The organism is Flavobacterium melibiosi (genome assembly GCF_048158545.1).
In the GTDB taxonomy this organism is placed as follows: domain Bacteria; phylum Bacteroidota; class Bacteroidia; order Flavobacteriales; family Flavobacteriaceae; genus Flavobacterium; species Flavobacterium melibiosi.
Window position 1 is genome coordinate 174,528 of sequence record NZ_JBLNKU010000008.1, and the last position, 16,214, is coordinate 190,741.

Here is a 16,214-nt window from a genome sequence, read left to right on the forward strand (position 1 = left end):
TTTAAATAGTGATAAATGAGGTCTTGTACTCTTTTTGTGCAATCAAATCGCAATGCAATATAGCGACTTTATTTTTTTCGATTACAGATTGGGTAATACTCAAGGTTTTCATTTCGTCATTTCGATTGATAACCAATCCGTTTTCCTGATTTTTCTCTTCGGTATAGCTATGAAAATGAAGCATCTCTGTTTCTGATATTTCTGGATTTGCATCCAAAAAAGTATAAAACCAATTTGTACGCTTCTCTTGAATTGCCGCTGGATACAATGTTGACGACGACCAAATATGATTTTTATGACTATCTAAAAGAGTCGTTTCTTTCTGATTCCCATTCCATCGCAATTGAAACAGCTCCTTATTTTGAAATAAAATCAATGTAAAAGGCTCAATGTTTTCCAAATCAATTTCGTCCCAAAAGTCCTTTGGTGATACGCTGCTAATAATATCTAGCACAATTAGACCGCGACTTTTCCTGTAAGGAAGCACTACTTTGTGTTTTTCGTCAGCACCATTTAATAAAACTAAAACAGTTCCATTTGCATCGACAACAAACCAAGTTCCACCAGCTTTTGGGTCTTTTGGAAAAATGACATTCTTACCGTTTATGGTATAATCTCTGGGCGGTATTGCAGAGGGTCTAATTATTTTTTCATCTCGATTTGAGGTAATTATAATCCTATCGTTGACATGGACAAAACTTACTGTGCACATTGATTCCTGTATTCAATTGTAGAACGGGCAACTCCAAAATTCTCATCGACCATGATATTTTCACATTTTAAAATAGCCACTTTTATCAGTGCCTGATGATGAATACAATGCTCTAAATTATAAAGCAATTCTCGATAATAATTACTTTGAATTCGGATTTCTTCACCGTCAATCATTTGTTGCAAATCGATATTTTTATTCTCTTTTTCAAGATTATTTTTTATTTCTAAAATATGATGAATCGCATAATTCATATCTGTTTGAATTAATACATTGCGCTCTCTTTTATCGTAATTCACAATCCCTAAATCGTATTGATTTTCAAGACACTGAAACATTTCGATAATATGCCTCGTGTGTTCACCTATACTGGCATTACTCAATTCAGCACATGGGTTTGAGTAATCCTTTTTCGATAATTGATTGAGCAAATCAATCAATTCGTTTAGACTATTAGTAATAGAAGGTATCAGCATATTATAGTTTTAATTTTAACAAATTTGGTATTTTATCTCTATTTAAAAAAATCAAAGTAAGACAACTGAATAAGGTTATGTTTGCCAACGCAAATAGCGTTCCACCATCACCCTCGACTTCAATTCCCAGAACAAACAGATGAGAAAGAATAGCTCCAACCATTATAACAGAACCTAGCAATGCTCCATATATTGTAGTTCTAGGCATTAAAATTAGAATTACAGTAATCAATTCTAAAATTCCGGTACCAATTCTTCCATAAGGTTCCACTCCCAAAGCACTAAAAATATAAATACTTTCCTCAGCTCCAGTAAATTTAAAATATAACGTTTGTGATAAAATTACTGCCACTGCAATACGTAAAATCCAAGATAAAATAGTTGTTTTCATGATTACTGTTTTATTTGATTATTTTTTTCCAATTACTCTCTGCTTTTGACTTTAAATTGGCTTGGTCTTTATTCCAACTTTTCAATGTATTATTGAAATAAGCATTATAAAACAAATATAATTTTTCGTCAACAATCTTAAAAGTTTGTGGGTTTATTTCCACTTTTTCGCCGGAATCCCCCATCGCATAAGCGCACCAACCTCCAAATTGCGGTTCATATTTCAAAGGATTTTTTAAGAAATACTCTCTATTTACAGGCATTGAAAAATTATACGTTACCCCTTCGTATGTTGCTGTTAGTTCTTTTTTCCCCTTTACGGCTTTCCCTTGTTTAAAATAAGCTACTGGATCGTACCCTTGTAAGGCAACTTTACGTTCTAAATTAAAATGAGTTAATCGACTATTTTCGGTTTGTGCAACTGTTGTCAGCGAAATAATACTAACGAACATGTAGAGGATTTGTTTTCTACTCCACAATTTAAAATTGCTTTTTTTGCATTCTTGAATATTCAATTTCATTGTAATTTAATTTTAAAAGAGACTTCGTTTATTTCTTAAACAAAGATATTTAGAATCAAAAAAGCCATTTGTCAGCTAGTTTACAATACGTACGAAATAATTGAAACTACAGTTTTGAAATATCCGAGATAACGATTTCTTTTCGGTTATAAATCAGTGTTCCGTTAGTTTCCATTTCATTGAGCAATTGAGTCGCAGTCTGCCTTGAAGTACAAATAATCTGCGCAATATCATTTTGTGTCAGATAATTTTCAATCACCACTTTATTATCCACTCTTTTACCTTCTTTTTCAGCCCAATCTTTTAGAAACTGAAACAATCTGGTTTTTGCATCTTTAGAAATCAAATTAGAATAACTGTTCTTGATGCGTTTCATTTTTAAACCCACAAATTTGGTATAAGAAAGTGCCAAACTTGGATTTCGTAACAATAGATCCTCAAAGTCAGCCATTAGAAAGCTACAAATAGCCACGTCATCAGAAAGCACTTTTGCATATTCATTCGTTTGATCATCGGTTTCTAAAGTCAGTTCCCCGAATAAATCCCCTTTTTGAATAATATCTTTTATCGTTTCATTACCTTCTTCATCAACTGCTACAATTTTGATATTCCCTTTTTTCAGCAGAAAAATCCTTGGCACATCCGAAGAAGAAAAATAAATAATTTCGCCTTTTTTCGCTTTTTTAAAACCGGTAATGATGCACAATTGTTTGATTTGTCCAAAACTCAATGTTCGAAACAATTTGTGATCGCGCAAATACCAATATTTTAAATCTTCATACATGAAAGTAATTCTTTTAGTAAATGTATTAAAAAAATGATTTAAAAAACAAAACCCTTTCAAATCAAGACTTGAAAGGGTTTGAAAATTTAATACAATTTTATTTATGAAATCAGTGTTCTTGAAATCACAATACGCTGAATTTCAGAAGTTCCCTCATATATTTGAGTAATTTTGGCATCACGCATCATACGTTCCACATGATACTCGGCTACATAGCCATTCCCACCGTGAATTTGAACTGCTTCAATAGTCGTATCCATAGCGGTTTGTGAAGCAAATAACTTAGCCATAGCTCCAGATTGAGAAATATCCATTCCTAAATCTTTTTCAGATGCCGCTTTAAAACACAACATTCTGGCAGCCATAATTTGAGTTGCCATATCCGCTAATTTAAAAGCAATCGCTTGGTGTTTGAAAATTTCTTTGCCAAAAGCTTTACGCTCCTGTGAATATTTTAAGGCCAATTCATAAGCACCAGTCGCAATGCCTAAAGCTTGAGAAGCAATGCCTATTCTACCGCCGTTTAATACGCTCATCGCAAAATTGAATCCAAATCCGTCTGCTCCAATTCGGTTTTCCTTTGGTACTTTAACATCATTAAACATTAACGAATGGGTATCTGAACCACGAATTCCCATTTTTTTCTCTTTTGGACCAATATCAAAACCTGCCCAACTTTTTTCAACTATAAATGCATTAATTCCTTTATGCCCTTTTTCAACATCAGTTTGAGCAATTACAATATAGGTAGATGCTGAAGATCCATTAGTAATCCAGTTCTTGGTTCCATTCAATAAATAATAATCTCCTTTATCGATTGCAGTTGTTTTTTGCGAAGTCGCATCAGAACCTGCTTCAGGCTCAGACAAACAAAAAGCACCAATTACGTCTCCTTTGGCAAGAGGAACTAAGTATTTCATTTTTTGTTCTTCATTACAATACTTTTCTAAACCTGCACAAACCAAAGAGTTATTTACAGACATTACAACTGCTGAAGATGCATCTACTTTTGCAATTTCAGTAATCGCCAATACATAAGAAACACTATCCAATCCGGAACCACCATATTTAGGATCCACCATCATTCCTAAAAAGCCAAGCTCCGCCATTTTTTTCACCTGCTCCGTTGGAAATTTAGAGAATTCGTCTCTTTCAATAACACCTGGCAATAATTCATTTTGAGCAAAATCTTTAGCTGCTTGCTGAATCATTAACTGCTCTTCGGTTAGATTAAAATCCATAACTATATTTTGTTTTTTATTAAAATTTCAACTCTACAAATAAAAGTAAAATTACTCAATTACAATCCTTAAATTTACAGCTTTAGAAATTTTTTTATGCTTCCTACTTTTTGCTGTAAATTTGACTATTGTTTTAAGTTACACACATTAAATTACTTTTTATTTAAAAAAAGCATTCAAAGATACTTTAATATTATGAAATTATCAATTTTGATTTAGAAATTTACTCAATGAAAGAAGATTACTATAACGTTATCGGAGTAATGTCAGGAACTTCGCTCGATGGTGTTGATTTGACACATATCCAATTTAAAGTAAAGAACAATAAATGGACTTTTGAAATACTTGAAAGCGAAACTATAGCCTATAGTTCAAGTTGGATACAAAGTCTAAAATCGGCAGTGGATTATTCTAAAGAGCAACTCAAAAAATTAAATCAGGATTACACCCAACTTCTCGCTTCCATTATTGAAGCTTTTATCGAAAAACATAAAATCGAAAACCTGGACGCCGTTTGTTCTCATGGCCACACTATTTTACATCAACCACAGAATGGATTTACGCTTCAAATTGGTAATTTACCCGAAATCGCGACTTTAATTCACCAAACGGTAGTCTGCGACTTTAGAGTACAAGATGTCCAACTTGGTGGCCAAGGTGCTCCTTTGGTTCCTATTGGCGACCGAATATTATTTCCTGAATACGATTATTGCATGAATTTAGGTGGTTTTTCGAATGTGTCTTTTGAACAGGACCAGCAACGAATCGCTTTTGATATTTCACCGGTAAACACCGTTTTGAATTTTTACGCCAATCAATTTGGATTCGATTATGATGATAAAGGCACCATTTCAAGAACTGGAAAAATCGATACTAATTTACTAAATGAATTAAATGCTTTGGATTTTTACCAAAAAAAACATCCTAAATCACTGGGTTTTGAATTTGTAAAAGAAACCGTTTTACCTTTAATCGAAAGTTTTGAAATCGCTATTGAAGACAAATTATGCACGTTCACCGAACATGTAGCGTTACAAATTGCCTTGGCTTTGCCAAATAAAAAAGGAAGTCTTTATATAACTGGCGGTGGCGCATACAATGATTTTCTTATCGAGCGTATTCAGTCTTATTTACCGGAAATGAAAATCATAATTCCATCAACCAAAATCCTGGAATTCAAAGAAGCGTTGATTTTCGCTTTACTTGGCGTATTAAAATTACGAGGAGAAATCAATGTTTTGAGCAGTGTTACGGGTGCTAAAATGGATCATAGCTCTGGAAACGTTTATTACTCAAAATAATATCAAAAATACATAATTCGCATTATTCTATTTTTTATATTTGTCAAAATTAAACATATCGCAATAAATGAAAGATTTATTAAAGAAATTCGAAAATAAAGAACCTGAGATAGTTTTCCATTGGAAAGATGCTGAAACCGAAGCCGAAGGTTGGACTGTAATTAATTCTCTTCGTGGTGGCGCTGCTGGCGGTGGAACTCGTATGAGAAAAGGATTGGATATGAATGAAGTTTTGTCTTTGGCGAAAACAATGGAAGTGAAATTTTCGGTTTCAGGACCTGCTATTGGCGGTGCTAAATCCGGAATTAATTTTGACCCGAATGATCCAAGAAAAAAAGGCGTTTTACAACGTTGGTACAAAGCGGTTTCTCCTTTATTGAAAAGTTATTACGGAACCGGTGGTGATTTGAATGTGGATGAAATTCACGAAGTAATCCCCATGACTGAAGAGTGTGGCGTTTGGCATCCGCAGGAAGGCGTTTTTAATGGACATTTCAAGCCTACCGAAGCTGATAAAATCAACAGAATTGGTCAATTGCGTCAAGGTGTGGTTAAAGTAATAGAGAATCCAAAATTCTCACCAGACGTTTCTCGAAAATATACCATTGCAGATATGATTACCGGTTTTGGCGTTGCTGAAGCAGTTCGTAATTATTATACTATTTATGGCGGAGATGTAAAAGGCAAGAAAGCCATTGTCCAGGGATTTGGAAATGTAGGTTCGGCTGCAGCATTTTATCTGGCCGAAATGGGAGCAAAAATCATCGGTATTATTGATAGAGATGGCGGATTAATAAATGAAGAAGGATTTACTTTCGAGGAAATAAAAGCATTATTCCTTGCTAAAGACGGAAACAAACTGGTAGCCGAAAACATGATTCCTTTTGAAGAAATCAATAAAAAAATCTGGACAATTGGTGCTGAAATATTCACTCCATGTGCCGCTTCCAGATTAGTGGCTCAGTCTCAAATTGACAGTTTGATTACGAATGGCCTTGAAGTAATTTCGTGTGGTGCGAATGTTCCTTTTGCCGACAAAGAAATATTTTTCGGACCAATTATGGAAGATGTAGATCATAAAGTGAGTTTAATTCCAGATTTTATTTCTAATTGTGGAATGGCTCGCGTTTTTGCATATTTCATGGAAAAGAAAGTACAAATGACCGATGAAGCAATCTTTCAAGACACATCGGAGACTATTAAAAAAGCGATTCAGAAAGCACATGATTTGAATCCTAGCAAAACTAATATAAGTGCCACCGCTTTTGAAATTGCATTGAAGCAGCTTACCTAAAATACAGCATTCTTAAAACATATTAGAACTGGGATTAAGTGGATTATTCAAAATCTATTTAATCCCTTTTTCTTATTTTCAATTTTAAATAAAAGCGATCTTATTTATATTCTGGCAGTAGCTTTTTACTCTTGACAATTTTTAGTACTTTTCAACGTTTTTTAGTAATACACTTTTTTAAATTTAAAATACAAATGAGTTCCACCATTTCATCAGACCAAAAGAAATCTTTAGCCATATCCATTCTTTTGTATGCGACAATGTTGTTAATTTTATTTTTTATACGCTTTTGGCCACCAGCAAACTTGGCTGAACTTGCAGGCGGAGGAGGTGGCGGAGGCGTTACCGTGAATTTCGGAGACAGCGATTTGGGTTCTGGAGCAAATTATAAAAGTGAAGTGTTGCAAGTAAAAAACCAAACGAGACAAACGCCAACAAAAGCAACTCCTGACGAAGCTATTTTATCGCAGGAAAACAGCACTGAAGAAAGCGTTGTGATTCCGACAAAAGAAAAAACTAAAAAGCCAACAGTCGTTGTAAAAGAAGAAACAAAACCAGTCGTTGTAAAACCTAAAGTTTCCAATAATACAAATGATGCTTTATCCAGCATTTTAAAAGGCTCTAATAAAGGAGGAGATGGCGATGACAAAGCAGCCGGAAACAAAGGAAAAGCTAACGGAAGTCTAAGCTCTAATGGCTATTATGGAACTGGTGGTTCTGGAGGAGGAACAGGCGGAGGAAATGGCACTGGAACCGGAATAGGAACTGGTAGCGGCTATGGCTCCGGAAGCGGTGGAGGAACCGGAAGTGGTTCTGGCGGAGGAGTTGGATATTCTTTAGGAAACCGAAAAGCATTATCTAAACCCGCACCAAAATATACGTGTAATGAACAAGGAAAAGTTGTTGTAGAAGTTTCTGTTGACAGAACCGGAAGGACTGTAAATGCAGTTGCCGGTGTAAAAGGAACTACCAATACCGCAAAATGCTTATTAGATCAAGCCAGAATTGCGGCCATGAACACGAAATGGGACGCCAGCAGCGATGCTCCGGAAAAACAAGTAGGTAAGATTGTTTATAATTTCAATTTGAATTAAAAAATCAGGAGCACCACTTTTTCGTTTTTTCAACAACACTTGTCCCGCTGTACGTTCTATCTTTTTATAAGGTGAAGAAAAATCACCTTATAAAAAGGATGCCACTCCCATCGGGGCTAGGCTAGAACACTATTTTTTCATAATTTCTTATCTTGTCATTGCAAGGAACGGGCGCCATCACATAACGAGAGCAACATCCAAGTACCGAAGTACTGCGGATATCCCGATGTTCGGGACGACCACAATAGAAAAATGGGCTAATCAGCATAAGGTGATTAGCCCATTTTTCTATTGTGGTCACGCCCAAATGATGCGATTGCTTAGTAAAAAACTCGTAATAACATTTACTTGGGACTTGTAGCAATCACAAACTTCAGATTGTTCTTCACTCCTATTTGCAGTACGTCAACTAAATCCTGTACTTGTAAATTGAATGGAATACGAACAATAACCGTTTGATCTTTCTCTGAATTCATCTTAGACATTAAAGTCGTTTCCAGTTCTTCAAATGAAACCGCTTGCTTGTCTATATAGAATTTTTTATCCTCGGTAACGGACAAACTAATGTATTGCTTATTTGTTTTCTCGTTAGATTTAGCTTTTGGCAATGTCATTTTAATAACATTAGGATTCGCCAAAGTAGATATAATCAGAAAAAATAACAATAAGAAAAACATAATATCACTTAATGACGAAGTAGCCACCTCGGCATGAAATCTTCTTTTTCGTTTTATAGACATGTTACGATCTTTGAATAATATTTACGAATTCCAATATCTGTTTTTGAATTTTTAAAGCAAAATTATCAATCTTGCCATTTAATAAATGATACCCGCTGTAAGCAATAATACCAACTATCAATCCAGCACCACTACTAATCATTTTCTCATATAATCCTCCCGAAATATTACCAATACTAATATTTTCAGTTACCGAAATGCTGTAAAATATTTTAATTACTCCTGAAATAGTTCCAATAAATCCAAGTGTAGGCGCAATTCCGGCAATAAGTCCCAAATGACCTAAATGCTTTTCCATTTCCCCTATTTCGATATCTGCAGCACGATCCATATTGGATTCAATTTCAATAATTGGTCTCCCAATAACAAGAATACCCTCTTTTACAATATTACCCGAAGCGGTACTGTTTCGTTCTGCTATAGATCGAGCCAAATCCAGATTCCCTGAATTTAGATTGTCGCGAACATCTCTCATCAAAAGATTGTCGATTTTTGATGCTTTACTAATGTACAAATAGCGCTCAATAATCAAATAAAAAGTATAAAATAATAGGATTCCAATTGGGATTAACCACACACCACCTTTTAAAAGAAACCCTAAAGTGGATATTTCGGTATTTGGAGCAATTTTTTCAATAACTACGTTTGAAGCAGCATTAGCAATGGTGTCGGCCTGTAATTGTATAAAACTAAACATATAATATTATTGTATTTTAATCATTAATTCTAAAAATTATTTCAATTTTGCACTAAAGATACTTTTCGATGTACTATTAAACTAAAAAAATCGAAAAATATTTTAAACAACTACTATTTTATTACAAAAATGAACTATCAGAAAACCATAAATTGGATGTTTAATCAACTCCCGATGTACCAACTTCAGGGCGCTTCGGCCTATAAAAAAGATTTAACCAACACGCATTTACTCATAGCTCATCTTGATAATCCACAAGAAAAAATAAAGTGTATTCATGTTGCGGGAACTAACGGAAAAGGTTCCACTTCACACATGTTGGCATCCATACTTCAAGAAGCGGGTTATAAAGTTGGATTATATACTTCCCCACATTTAAAGGATTTTCGAGAACGTATAAAAATTAACGGAGAGGATATTTCTGAAGAATTTGTTACTGATTTCATCAATGAACACAAAAATTTTTTTGAATCAAACGACATGAGTTTTTTCGAAATGACCGTTGGATTGGCTTTCGATTATTTTGCAAAAGAAAAAGTAGACATCGCCGTTATTGAAGTGGGAATGGGTGGAAGATTAGATGCCACCAATATCATCACTCCATTAGTTTCGGTTATTACAAATATAGGATTGGATCACACACAATTTTTGGGCAACACACTTGAAGCTGTCGCTTTTGAAAAAGCGGGAATCATAAAGCCTAACGTACCTGTGGTTATTGGAGAATACACACCTGAAACCAAGCCCGTTTTTTTGGCTAAAGCCAAGGAATGCAACTCCGGAATCTATTTTGCTTCTGATTTAGTTTCAGAAACCTATCCCTCTGATTTAATTGGAGATTATCAGTTGCATAATAAGAAAACCGTTTTACAAACCATCACAGTTTTAAATAGTCAGAACGAATTTAAAATCACTCCCAAAAATACAAAATCCGGTTTACTAAATGTAGTCAAAAACACTGGACTTCAAGGAAGATGGCAACAACTGAATGAATTCCCAAAAGTCATTTGCGACACAGCGCACAATAAAAACGGATTGGAAATTGTTTTAAAACAAATACAAAAAGAAGATTTTGATGTTTTACATATTGTTTTGGGAGTAGTAAACGATAAAGATTTAGATGAGATTTTGCCTTTATTCCCTAAAAAAGCAATCTATTATTTCTGTAAACCCAATATTCCACGTGGTTTAGACTCCTCAATTTTACAAGAAAAAGCAAAAAATTACAATCTTAACGGAGACACATACTCCTCTGTAACAGAAGCATACAACAAATCTAAGAATAATGCCACAAAAAATGATTTCATTTTTATTGGCGGCAGCACCTTTGTTGTAGCCGAATTACCTTTAAATAAAAGGGTTTAAATTTTGACAACAATTATTATCTAAAATAAATTACTTATTTCAACAACTACTTGATTCATAATTTGTTAAATTTATGTGACTATTATTTTTTATTAATCACTTAATTATTAAACTATTATGAAAAAGAAAGACAATTTAGTATTAAGAATGTTAATTTTAACATTCTTGTTAAGCGTTGGCATGTTTGCTCAAGAAGCCCCGGAACCTATATTTATTACAGTAACGACCATGCATAGGAATCTAGATTCCGATAGAAAAGACTGGAAGGAAACTGAACAAGAATACTTTGACAAAGTTACCAGTAAGAATGATTTAATAATTGGTTCCGAAATCCTCAATCATTATTACACAGAAAACAGTTCTGAAATTTTACACGTTTCAGCTTTTAAAACTTGGGAAGATATAGAAAAATCTGGTGAGGTGACTAATCAGCTAGTAGAAAAAGGCTGGCCTGATGAAAAAGCCAGAACTGCTTTTTTCGAAAAATACAACAGCTATTATTCTCCTATACATTCCGATGAAATTTACTCCTCTGTTACCGGCACCAAAGAATTCAAACCTACTACTAAAGAACCTATGATCGTTTATGTACGAAAATCACAAATGTCGATGAACGGCCAAGGTAAAGGGCTAAAAGAATTTAATGAAAAAATTACCATGAATAATCCTTATATAAAAGGATATTACCCCCACCGTCATTCATGGGGAGCTGACAGCAGAGATTTCCTCGAAGCCTATTATTATGATTCATTAGCCGATTTAGAAAAATCCAGCGATAAACAAAATGAATTAATAAAAACAGCTTGGCCAAAAGAAGAAGACCGAAAAGTGTTTTTTGATGAATTCAACAAGACGTTTACTGGCATGCATGGTGATTTCCTCTACACCAATGTTCCTTCTTTATCCAAATAAATTCTGATTTCTCAAATAAACGCTGTCTTATCACGAGCAAACGGAGTTTATTTGAGAATTTTTATTAAACCTAATAAATTAAATACCAATCAAATATAATTTTACTCTTAAAAAATATTGAAATTTATTTAAAAATGTTTTGGAGAAGCGAAAAACAAGCTTATATTTGCACTCGCAATAAGGTAATGAAAATTACTATATTGTAATAGGGCGATTAGCTCAGCTGGTTCAGAGCACCTCGTTTACACCGAGGGGGTCGGGGGTTCGAACCCCTCATCGCCCACCAAGAAACTCCTTAAGAAATTAAGGAGTTTTTTTTGCTTAATATTTTCCCCACAACTTTTAGGATTGATCCAAAATACCTTTAGAAGATTATAAAAATCGCATGTCCCATAATTCAGTTAGCCAGTCAGGAATTGAAAGCGTGCAAAAGGTAGGAACTCTTTTTCAACTTATAAATCCCGATATTCTTATAAATAAGGCAATGGCGACAGAATTAAGACTTATTGAAAGTGAAGAGCTGTTTTTTCCAAATGGAAAATCATTAAAGACTTTTCATTTCATAAGGTAATATTGCAAACAACAGCCAGAATTTAAGCGTCTTTTTTCTTTAGACACCGTCCTCTCGGCTCATCACCCTCATGAAGTACAATTTCGGAATGTAGGAACTGTGCGGCCTCTGCTGAATCTTTCACTTTGGTAGCACTGCGTTCTAACATTTCCGCTTCAAACTCAGTTAATACACTTTTCCTCAATCCAGCTTTTCTCCATTCAGATAAAGGTCGACATCCTCTTGTGATCCCGCGAGCCAGCGAGAGTGCATCCAACAACGCTTGATTTGCTCCTTGTCCTTTGAATGGACTCATGGGATGAGCTGCATCTCCGATCAAAGTCACTTGCCCCACTTTCTCCAACAATTCTGACTCGAGTAATTCTCGATCATACACGGGATAGCCAGAAATCTGCGCTTCCAGGGTCGCCGCTAAAATCTGAGGAATGGGATCGTGCCACTGAGTTCTACGACAAGCCTCTTCCTTGAGTGCTTGAAGTCCTTGAGCACTTAACGCCTTAGCCTCTTTTTCTGGCATTGGGAAGCTAAGTTGCCACATCACCGAGTCTGACGTATAAGGCATCATGTAGATCCGCTCATTGCCATTGGCGGTTTGAAATACAGTGGCCGAGTCCAGTAAAGAATTAGTAAGACCTTCGAGAGCCCTCAAATGACAAATACCCAATATTACAATACAACCTAGGTAACGTAAAGGGGTACTATCGGCACCAATCAGCAACCTCCGCACCGAACTACGAATACCATCGGCTCCAACCACAAGATCCGCCTTGAAGGGCTGAATCTTCCCGTCCACTTGAAAGCTTAAATCAACACCTTCACCCTCACATTTCTTAAAATCTACTAACTGGTGCCCCCACTGTACTACATCATGTCCGCCGAGTTGCTCAAGCAGAGCTAAACGCAAAGATTGCCGCGCGATATGCACATTTGTACGTTTCGCATACGTTTTCGCATCTGACTGCATCCACTTTCTGATTCCCCATTCACCGATCACTTTTCCTTCTGTAGTATGAACCACATGTCTTGTTGAAATCACCCCTTCTTCTAACGAGAAAATACCAAATCCCTCGATGGCTTTACTAGCTTGTTGCAAAGTGAGTCCGTAGCCCTGAGATCGAGCATCGAAGTCGCTATCGCGCTCATAAAGGGTAAAAGGAATCCCGCGGTGCAAACAAGCCACAGCTAGAGCGACTCCTCCTATACCGCCACCAATAATAGCAACGTGTGGGTAGTTTTCTTTATCCGCTACAGGAGGACTGGCAGAAGGAAGTAATCCGGATCCGGAACAGTGCACGCATAAGTATAAATGGCCTTTAGGACGAACTGGAGCCGTTCCTTCGCCTTTTGTTTTTTCAAATTGATCGAGTGCCATCTGGTAGCGGAGTTTCACTTTCTTGGTGAGCCTTTGACTTTTTTTGCCGCGTCCCTGACATTCCTGACAAATAATCCAGCTTGCTTCTTCATTTTCCACTTTTTTCACTTCCTCTTTATTTAACTTGATCTTGACTCCTCTCTATAAGAAAAAACTTAGCCGATACAATTGATGCTGGGCTTAATAGTAAAGTAGTGATTATGACTTTCATTACTTCTATATAATTTAACGTGAGAAATTTATATTTTTCTGCGTTTTGCCGCTTGTGGCAGTTGGCGTAACTTTAAGACAAAAGATTAGCAGCACAAAACTACTTTTTTCAAATTGAAATAGAAAGGATTTCTCAGCGCTATTTTATTGAAATTTTCTTCAAATCCTGCATAAAATGGTTCGTACTCAATCAAGAAAACCAAGAAAGAGGCTGTCTTTTTCGGACAGCCTCTTTGTTTTTTAAATTTCCTTAGTTTGTCAAATATTGATTTTTGAGAAAAAATAGTTGATTAGTGAAGTTATTTAATTTACAAGTTTAATGAAAAAACGCATAGCTTTTCATGATAGTATTATTTTCTAAGCCATAATACATCATAAGAGCCTATAAAGTTTTTTTCATGAATCTCAATTTCACTTTCCGTCAGTAAATTGAACAGTTTATTTTCATTCAAATCGGAAAATAAATTTCTTTCGAAAAAAGTATCAAATTCAGAGAAATTTACAATAACATAAACGGCATCCTTGTTAACTGTTTTTTTATACACTAACAAATGAGTATTTTCATAATCGATAAATTCTAAATCATTATTATCCGCAAAAGCAGGTGTTTGCTTGCGAATTTTTATTAAAATTTTTAATTGTCTATAGACCTGAGCTTGTGCTGATGAAGAATCTTCTATATTTTCAACCAAACTCCAATCCATTTTAGAACGGTGCAGCCAGCGGTTATCATGCTTTTTACTTTCATCATTTAAATAATCATAATTGTTTGGCAAGGCAACCTCATCTCCGCTAAAAATCATTGGCAAACCCCCTAAAGACAAAATAATAGCATGTTGCAGATTGATTTGTTTTATGCCCAGATTAATTTCTCTCTCGTTGTTTTCCTTCAATGCTTTTTCCAATCCACATAATGCCGCCATAGATCCTGAGAGCCGGGCATTACCCGTTTCATGCTCAATCATAAAGCGCTGTCCAAGTGCAAAACTGCCGTTAAAACCGTCACAATAGTGTTTTAAAATATACAAACGATGCTGTAAGCTGTCTAATCCCAATTCGGTCACTAGTTTGTCATCAAATCCAAATCCGATATCATCATGACAACGAGCATAATTTATCCACGTGGTGTTTCTCGGTTTCTTAGGAACCGCATTCATTGATTTTTTGAGTAAATTAGTATTCTGAGTAGCCAAAGCTTCCCAACTTAACGCCATAAAATTGGCATTATAAGCGATGTCACATTCATCTCCTTGAGACAATCCTTCCCCAAAATATTTTATAATTTCTTCAGGAGCTACAATCGCTTCAGCAATATAAGCCACACCCGGAGCTACAATTTGTCCACATAATTTAAAGAGCTGTAGCAAAAGATGAACTTCAGGCAGATTTTGATTAAACTTTCCTAACTCCTTCCACATGAATGCTACAGCATCTAAACGAAAAATATCTATTCCTTTATTAGACCAGAATAACATGGTGTCTATCATTTCAACTAAAACCATTGGATTTTTATAATTCAAATCCCATTGATAACCATAAAACAAAGTCATCACCCATTGATCGCTCTCTGGCAAGTAAGTGAAATTTCCAGGCGAAGTATCTGGGAAAATCTCAATCATTGTCCGTTCATAAGCATTGGGCAAATTCCTGTCTGGAAAAAAATAGAAAAAGTCTTTGTATTTAGGATGTCCCTTACGAGCTTCGACAGCCCACTGATGCTCATCAGCGCAATGATTGAGGACAAAATCCATAACCAAATTCATGTCGTTTTTTTGAAACTCTTTTACCAAAGCTTCAAAATCCTTCATTGTTCCAAATTTAGGATTCACTTCGCGATAATTGCGGACCGCATAACCTCCGTCATTTTCAAATTCTGGCACATCCAAAAAAGGCATCAGATGCACTGTATTAATTCCCAAATCTTTGAAGTAAGGAATTTTCTCTTTCAGCCCATTAAAGTCAGTATTAAAGAGATCAACATACAACATCATTCCAACAATTTTCTCACTGGAATACCAATTTGGATTAGAAACCCGGGCGATATCACGTTTCTTTTGCAAACTAGAACGTTCTTCAAAATTTTTAACCAAAGAATGCATCAATAATTCAAACGCCTCCTCATTATAAAGACTATTAGAATATAATTTTTGAAATAAATCACTGATAATTGGAAAATTTGCTCCTAATCGTAAATGGAAATTCTTGTCATTAATTTTTACATCTTCCAAGAAAACATTCAATTTTGATAACTTTTCAGCCTGTTGCATATTTTATATTTTTTTTACCTATTTATCATTATTTATCCTAAAATAATATAGAGTCCCATTACCAAAGATAAAATGATTTTAAATATAATAAAAAAATGTAGTCCGAAAAAAAATTACATTAAGAACCTAATTTATTATAAAAATAAAAGAACCCGTTGGGTGTAATTAAATAATTTGATTTTTAATATTATTTATCGGTCTTTGAAAGATAAATTTATTGATATATTGTACCATTGTTAATGCTGTTATTTTAGCCAAAACTCTTGT

The 16,214-nt window shown here is 35.0% G+C and carries 16 protein-coding genes, 1 tRNA gene and 1 pseudogene; 7 read left to right on the plus strand and 11 right to left on the minus strand.

Annotated features, from left to right (window positions below; genetic code table 11):
• Position 1: 1 nt before the first annotated feature.
• From ACM55F_RS11675 to ACM55F_RS11700, 6 genes are all read right to left on the minus strand, one after another.
• Complete coding sequence (locus ACM55F_RS11675) at positions 2-712, minus strand: NRDE family protein (RefSeq protein WP_416853975.1); 711 nt, start codon at positions 710-712, stop codon at positions 2-4.
• Positions 700-1,188: a DinB family protein gene (locus ACM55F_RS11680; protein WP_416853976.1), complete on the minus strand. Its 489-nt coding sequence runs from the start codon at positions 1,186-1,188 to the stop codon at positions 700-702. The genes ACM55F_RS11675 and ACM55F_RS11680 overlap by 13 nt, the downstream gene beginning before the upstream one ends.
• Before the next feature lies 1 nt (position 1,189).
• Positions 1,190-1,579, minus strand: coding sequence for a DoxX family protein (locus ACM55F_RS11685; protein ID WP_416853977.1), 390 nt, complete (start codon positions 1,577-1,579; stop codon positions 1,190-1,192).
• Between the two features lie 10 nt (positions 1,580-1,589).
• Positions 1,590-2,099 (minus strand): YHS domain-containing (seleno)protein, encoded by a 510-nt coding sequence (locus ACM55F_RS11690; protein ID WP_416853978.1) that lies wholly within the window; start codon positions 2,097-2,099, stop codon positions 1,590-1,592.
• Positions 2,100-2,205: 106 nt separating this feature from the next.
• Positions 2,206-2,883 (minus strand): Crp/Fnr family transcriptional regulator, encoded by a 678-nt coding sequence (locus tag ACM55F_RS11695; RefSeq protein ID WP_416836475.1) that lies wholly within the window; start codon positions 2,881-2,883, stop codon positions 2,206-2,208.
• Between the two features lie 101 nt (positions 2,884-2,984).
• Positions 2,985-4,124, minus strand: coding sequence for an acyl-CoA dehydrogenase family protein (locus ACM55F_RS11700; protein WP_416853979.1), 1,140 nt, complete (start codon positions 4,122-4,124; stop codon positions 2,985-2,987).
• A 230-nt stretch (positions 4,125-4,354) separates the two neighbouring features.
• On the opposite strand from ACM55F_RS11700, the gene ACM55F_RS11705 reads away from it, so the two are divergent.
• From ACM55F_RS11705 to ACM55F_RS11715, 3 genes are all read left to right on the plus strand, one after another.
• The gene (locus ACM55F_RS11705; RefSeq protein WP_416853980.1) at positions 4,355-5,425 is read left to right on the plus strand and encodes an anhydro-N-acetylmuramic acid kinase; all 1,071 of its coding nucleotides are present in this window, start codon (positions 4,355-4,357) and stop codon (positions 5,423-5,425) included.
• A gap of 67 nt (positions 5,426-5,492) precedes the next feature.
• Positions 5,493-6,719 carry a Glu/Leu/Phe/Val dehydrogenase dimerization domain-containing protein gene (locus ACM55F_RS11710; RefSeq protein WP_416853982.1) on the plus strand — a complete coding sequence of 409 codons (1,227 nt, stop codon included), beginning with the start codon at positions 5,493-5,495 and terminating at the stop codon, positions 6,717-6,719.
• 194 nt (positions 6,720-6,913) lie between these two features.
• A complete protein-coding gene (locus ACM55F_RS11715) occupies positions 6,914-7,813 on the plus strand; it encodes an energy transducer TonB (RefSeq protein WP_416853983.1) in 900 nt (299 codons plus the stop codon).
• Positions 7,814-8,157: 344 nt separating this feature from the next.
• On the opposite strand, the gene ACM55F_RS11720 is transcribed toward ACM55F_RS11715, so the two are convergent.
• Positions 8,158-8,553 carry an ExbD/TolR family protein gene (locus ACM55F_RS11720; RefSeq protein ID WP_131916957.1) on the minus strand — a complete coding sequence of 132 codons (396 nt, stop codon included), beginning with the start codon at positions 8,551-8,553 and terminating at the stop codon, positions 8,158-8,160.
• Between the two features lies 1 nt (position 8,554).
• Positions 8,555-9,250 carry a MotA/TolQ/ExbB proton channel family protein gene (locus ACM55F_RS11725; protein WP_416853984.1) on the minus strand — a complete coding sequence of 232 codons (696 nt, stop codon included), beginning with the start codon at positions 9,248-9,250 and terminating at the stop codon, positions 8,555-8,557.
• Between the two features lie 129 nt (positions 9,251-9,379).
• On the opposite strand from ACM55F_RS11725, the gene ACM55F_RS11730 reads away from it, so the two are divergent.
• From ACM55F_RS11730 to ACM55F_RS11745, 4 genes are all read left to right on the plus strand, one after another.
• Positions 9,380-10,615, plus strand: a complete 1,236-nt coding sequence (locus ACM55F_RS11730; RefSeq protein WP_416853985.1) for a bifunctional folylpolyglutamate synthase/dihydrofolate synthase — start codon at positions 9,380-9,382, stop codon at positions 10,613-10,615.
• A gap of 117 nt (positions 10,616-10,732) precedes the next feature.
• Entirely contained in the window at positions 10,733-11,527 is a 795-nt protein-coding gene (locus ACM55F_RS11735) for a hypothetical protein (protein WP_416853986.1), read from the plus strand.
• A gap of 208 nt (positions 11,528-11,735) precedes the next feature.
• Positions 11,736-11,813 (plus strand) — tRNA-Val (locus tag ACM55F_RS11740).
• A 99-nt stretch (positions 11,814-11,912) separates the two neighbouring features.
• On the plus strand, positions 11,913-12,098 hold the full coding sequence (locus ACM55F_RS11745) for a hypothetical protein (protein WP_416853987.1): 186 nt from the start codon (positions 11,913-11,915) through the stop codon (positions 12,096-12,098).
• A 22-nt stretch (positions 12,099-12,120) separates the two neighbouring features.
• Here ACM55F_RS11745 and ACM55F_RS11750 read toward each other — a convergent pair whose 3' ends face one another.
• The 3 genes and pseudogenes from ACM55F_RS11750 to ACM55F_RS11760 form a co-directional block, all read right to left on the minus strand.
• Positions 12,121-13,578, minus strand: coding sequence for an FAD-dependent oxidoreductase (locus ACM55F_RS11750; protein WP_416853988.1), 1,458 nt, complete (start codon positions 13,576-13,578; stop codon positions 12,121-12,123).
• A gap of 452 nt (positions 13,579-14,030) precedes the next feature.
• Positions 14,031-15,947, minus strand: coding sequence for an alpha-amylase family protein (locus ACM55F_RS11755; RefSeq protein ID WP_416853989.1), 1,917 nt, complete (start codon positions 15,945-15,947; stop codon positions 14,031-14,033).
• Positions 15,948-16,112: 165 nt separating this feature from the next.
• Positions 16,113-16,214 (minus strand): annotated as a pseudogene (locus ACM55F_RS11760) (IS982 family transposase); the annotation flags it as partial.

Coding starts and splice junctions, on each gene's coding strand:
- ACM55F_RS11725 (WP_416853984.1), bottom strand. CDS start 9,250: ATGTTTAGTTTTATACAATTACAGGCCGACACCATTGCTAATGCTGCT.
- ACM55F_RS11715 (WP_416853983.1), top strand. CDS start 6,914: ATGAGTTCCACCATTTCATCAGACCAAAAGAAATCTTTAGCCATATCC.
- ACM55F_RS11710 (WP_416853982.1), top strand. CDS start 5,493: ATGAAAGATTTATTAAAGAAATTCGAAAATAAAGAACCTGAGATAGTT.
- ACM55F_RS11730 (WP_416853985.1), top strand. CDS start 9,380: ATGAACTATCAGAAAACCATAAATTGGATGTTTAATCAACTCCCGATG.
- ACM55F_RS11700 (WP_416853979.1), bottom strand. CDS start 4,124: ATGGATTTTAATCTAACCGAAGAGCAGTTAATGATTCAGCAAGCAGCT.
- ACM55F_RS11735 (WP_416853986.1), top strand. CDS start 10,733: ATGAAAAAGAAAGACAATTTAGTATTAAGAATGTTAATTTTAACATTC.
- ACM55F_RS11690 (WP_416853978.1), bottom strand. CDS start 2,099: ATGAAATTGAATATTCAAGAATGCAAAAAAAGCAATTTTAAATTGTGG.
- ACM55F_RS11720 (WP_131916957.1), bottom strand. CDS start 8,553: ATGTCTATAAAACGAAAAAGAAGATTTCATGCCGAGGTGGCTACTTCG.
- ACM55F_RS11685 (WP_416853977.1), bottom strand. CDS start 1,579: ATGAAAACAACTATTTTATCTTGGATTTTACGTATTGCAGTGGCAGTA.
- ACM55F_RS11705 (WP_416853980.1), top strand. CDS start 4,355: ATGAAAGAAGATTACTATAACGTTATCGGAGTAATGTCAGGAACTTCG.
- ACM55F_RS11755 (WP_416853989.1), bottom strand. CDS start 15,947: ATGCAACAGGCTGAAAAGTTATCAAAATTGAATGTTTTCTTGGAAGAT.
- ACM55F_RS11680 (WP_416853976.1), bottom strand. CDS start 1,188: ATGCTGATACCTTCTATTACTAATAGTCTAAACGAATTGATTGATTTG.
- ACM55F_RS11745 (WP_416853987.1), top strand. CDS start 11,913: ATGTCCCATAATTCAGTTAGCCAGTCAGGAATTGAAAGCGTGCAAAAG.
- ACM55F_RS11695 (WP_416836475.1), bottom strand. CDS start 2,883: ATGTATGAAGATTTAAAATATTGGTATTTGCGCGATCACAAATTGTTT.
- ACM55F_RS11675 (WP_416853975.1), bottom strand. CDS start 712: ATGTGCACAGTAAGTTTTGTCCATGTCAACGATAGGATTATAATTACC.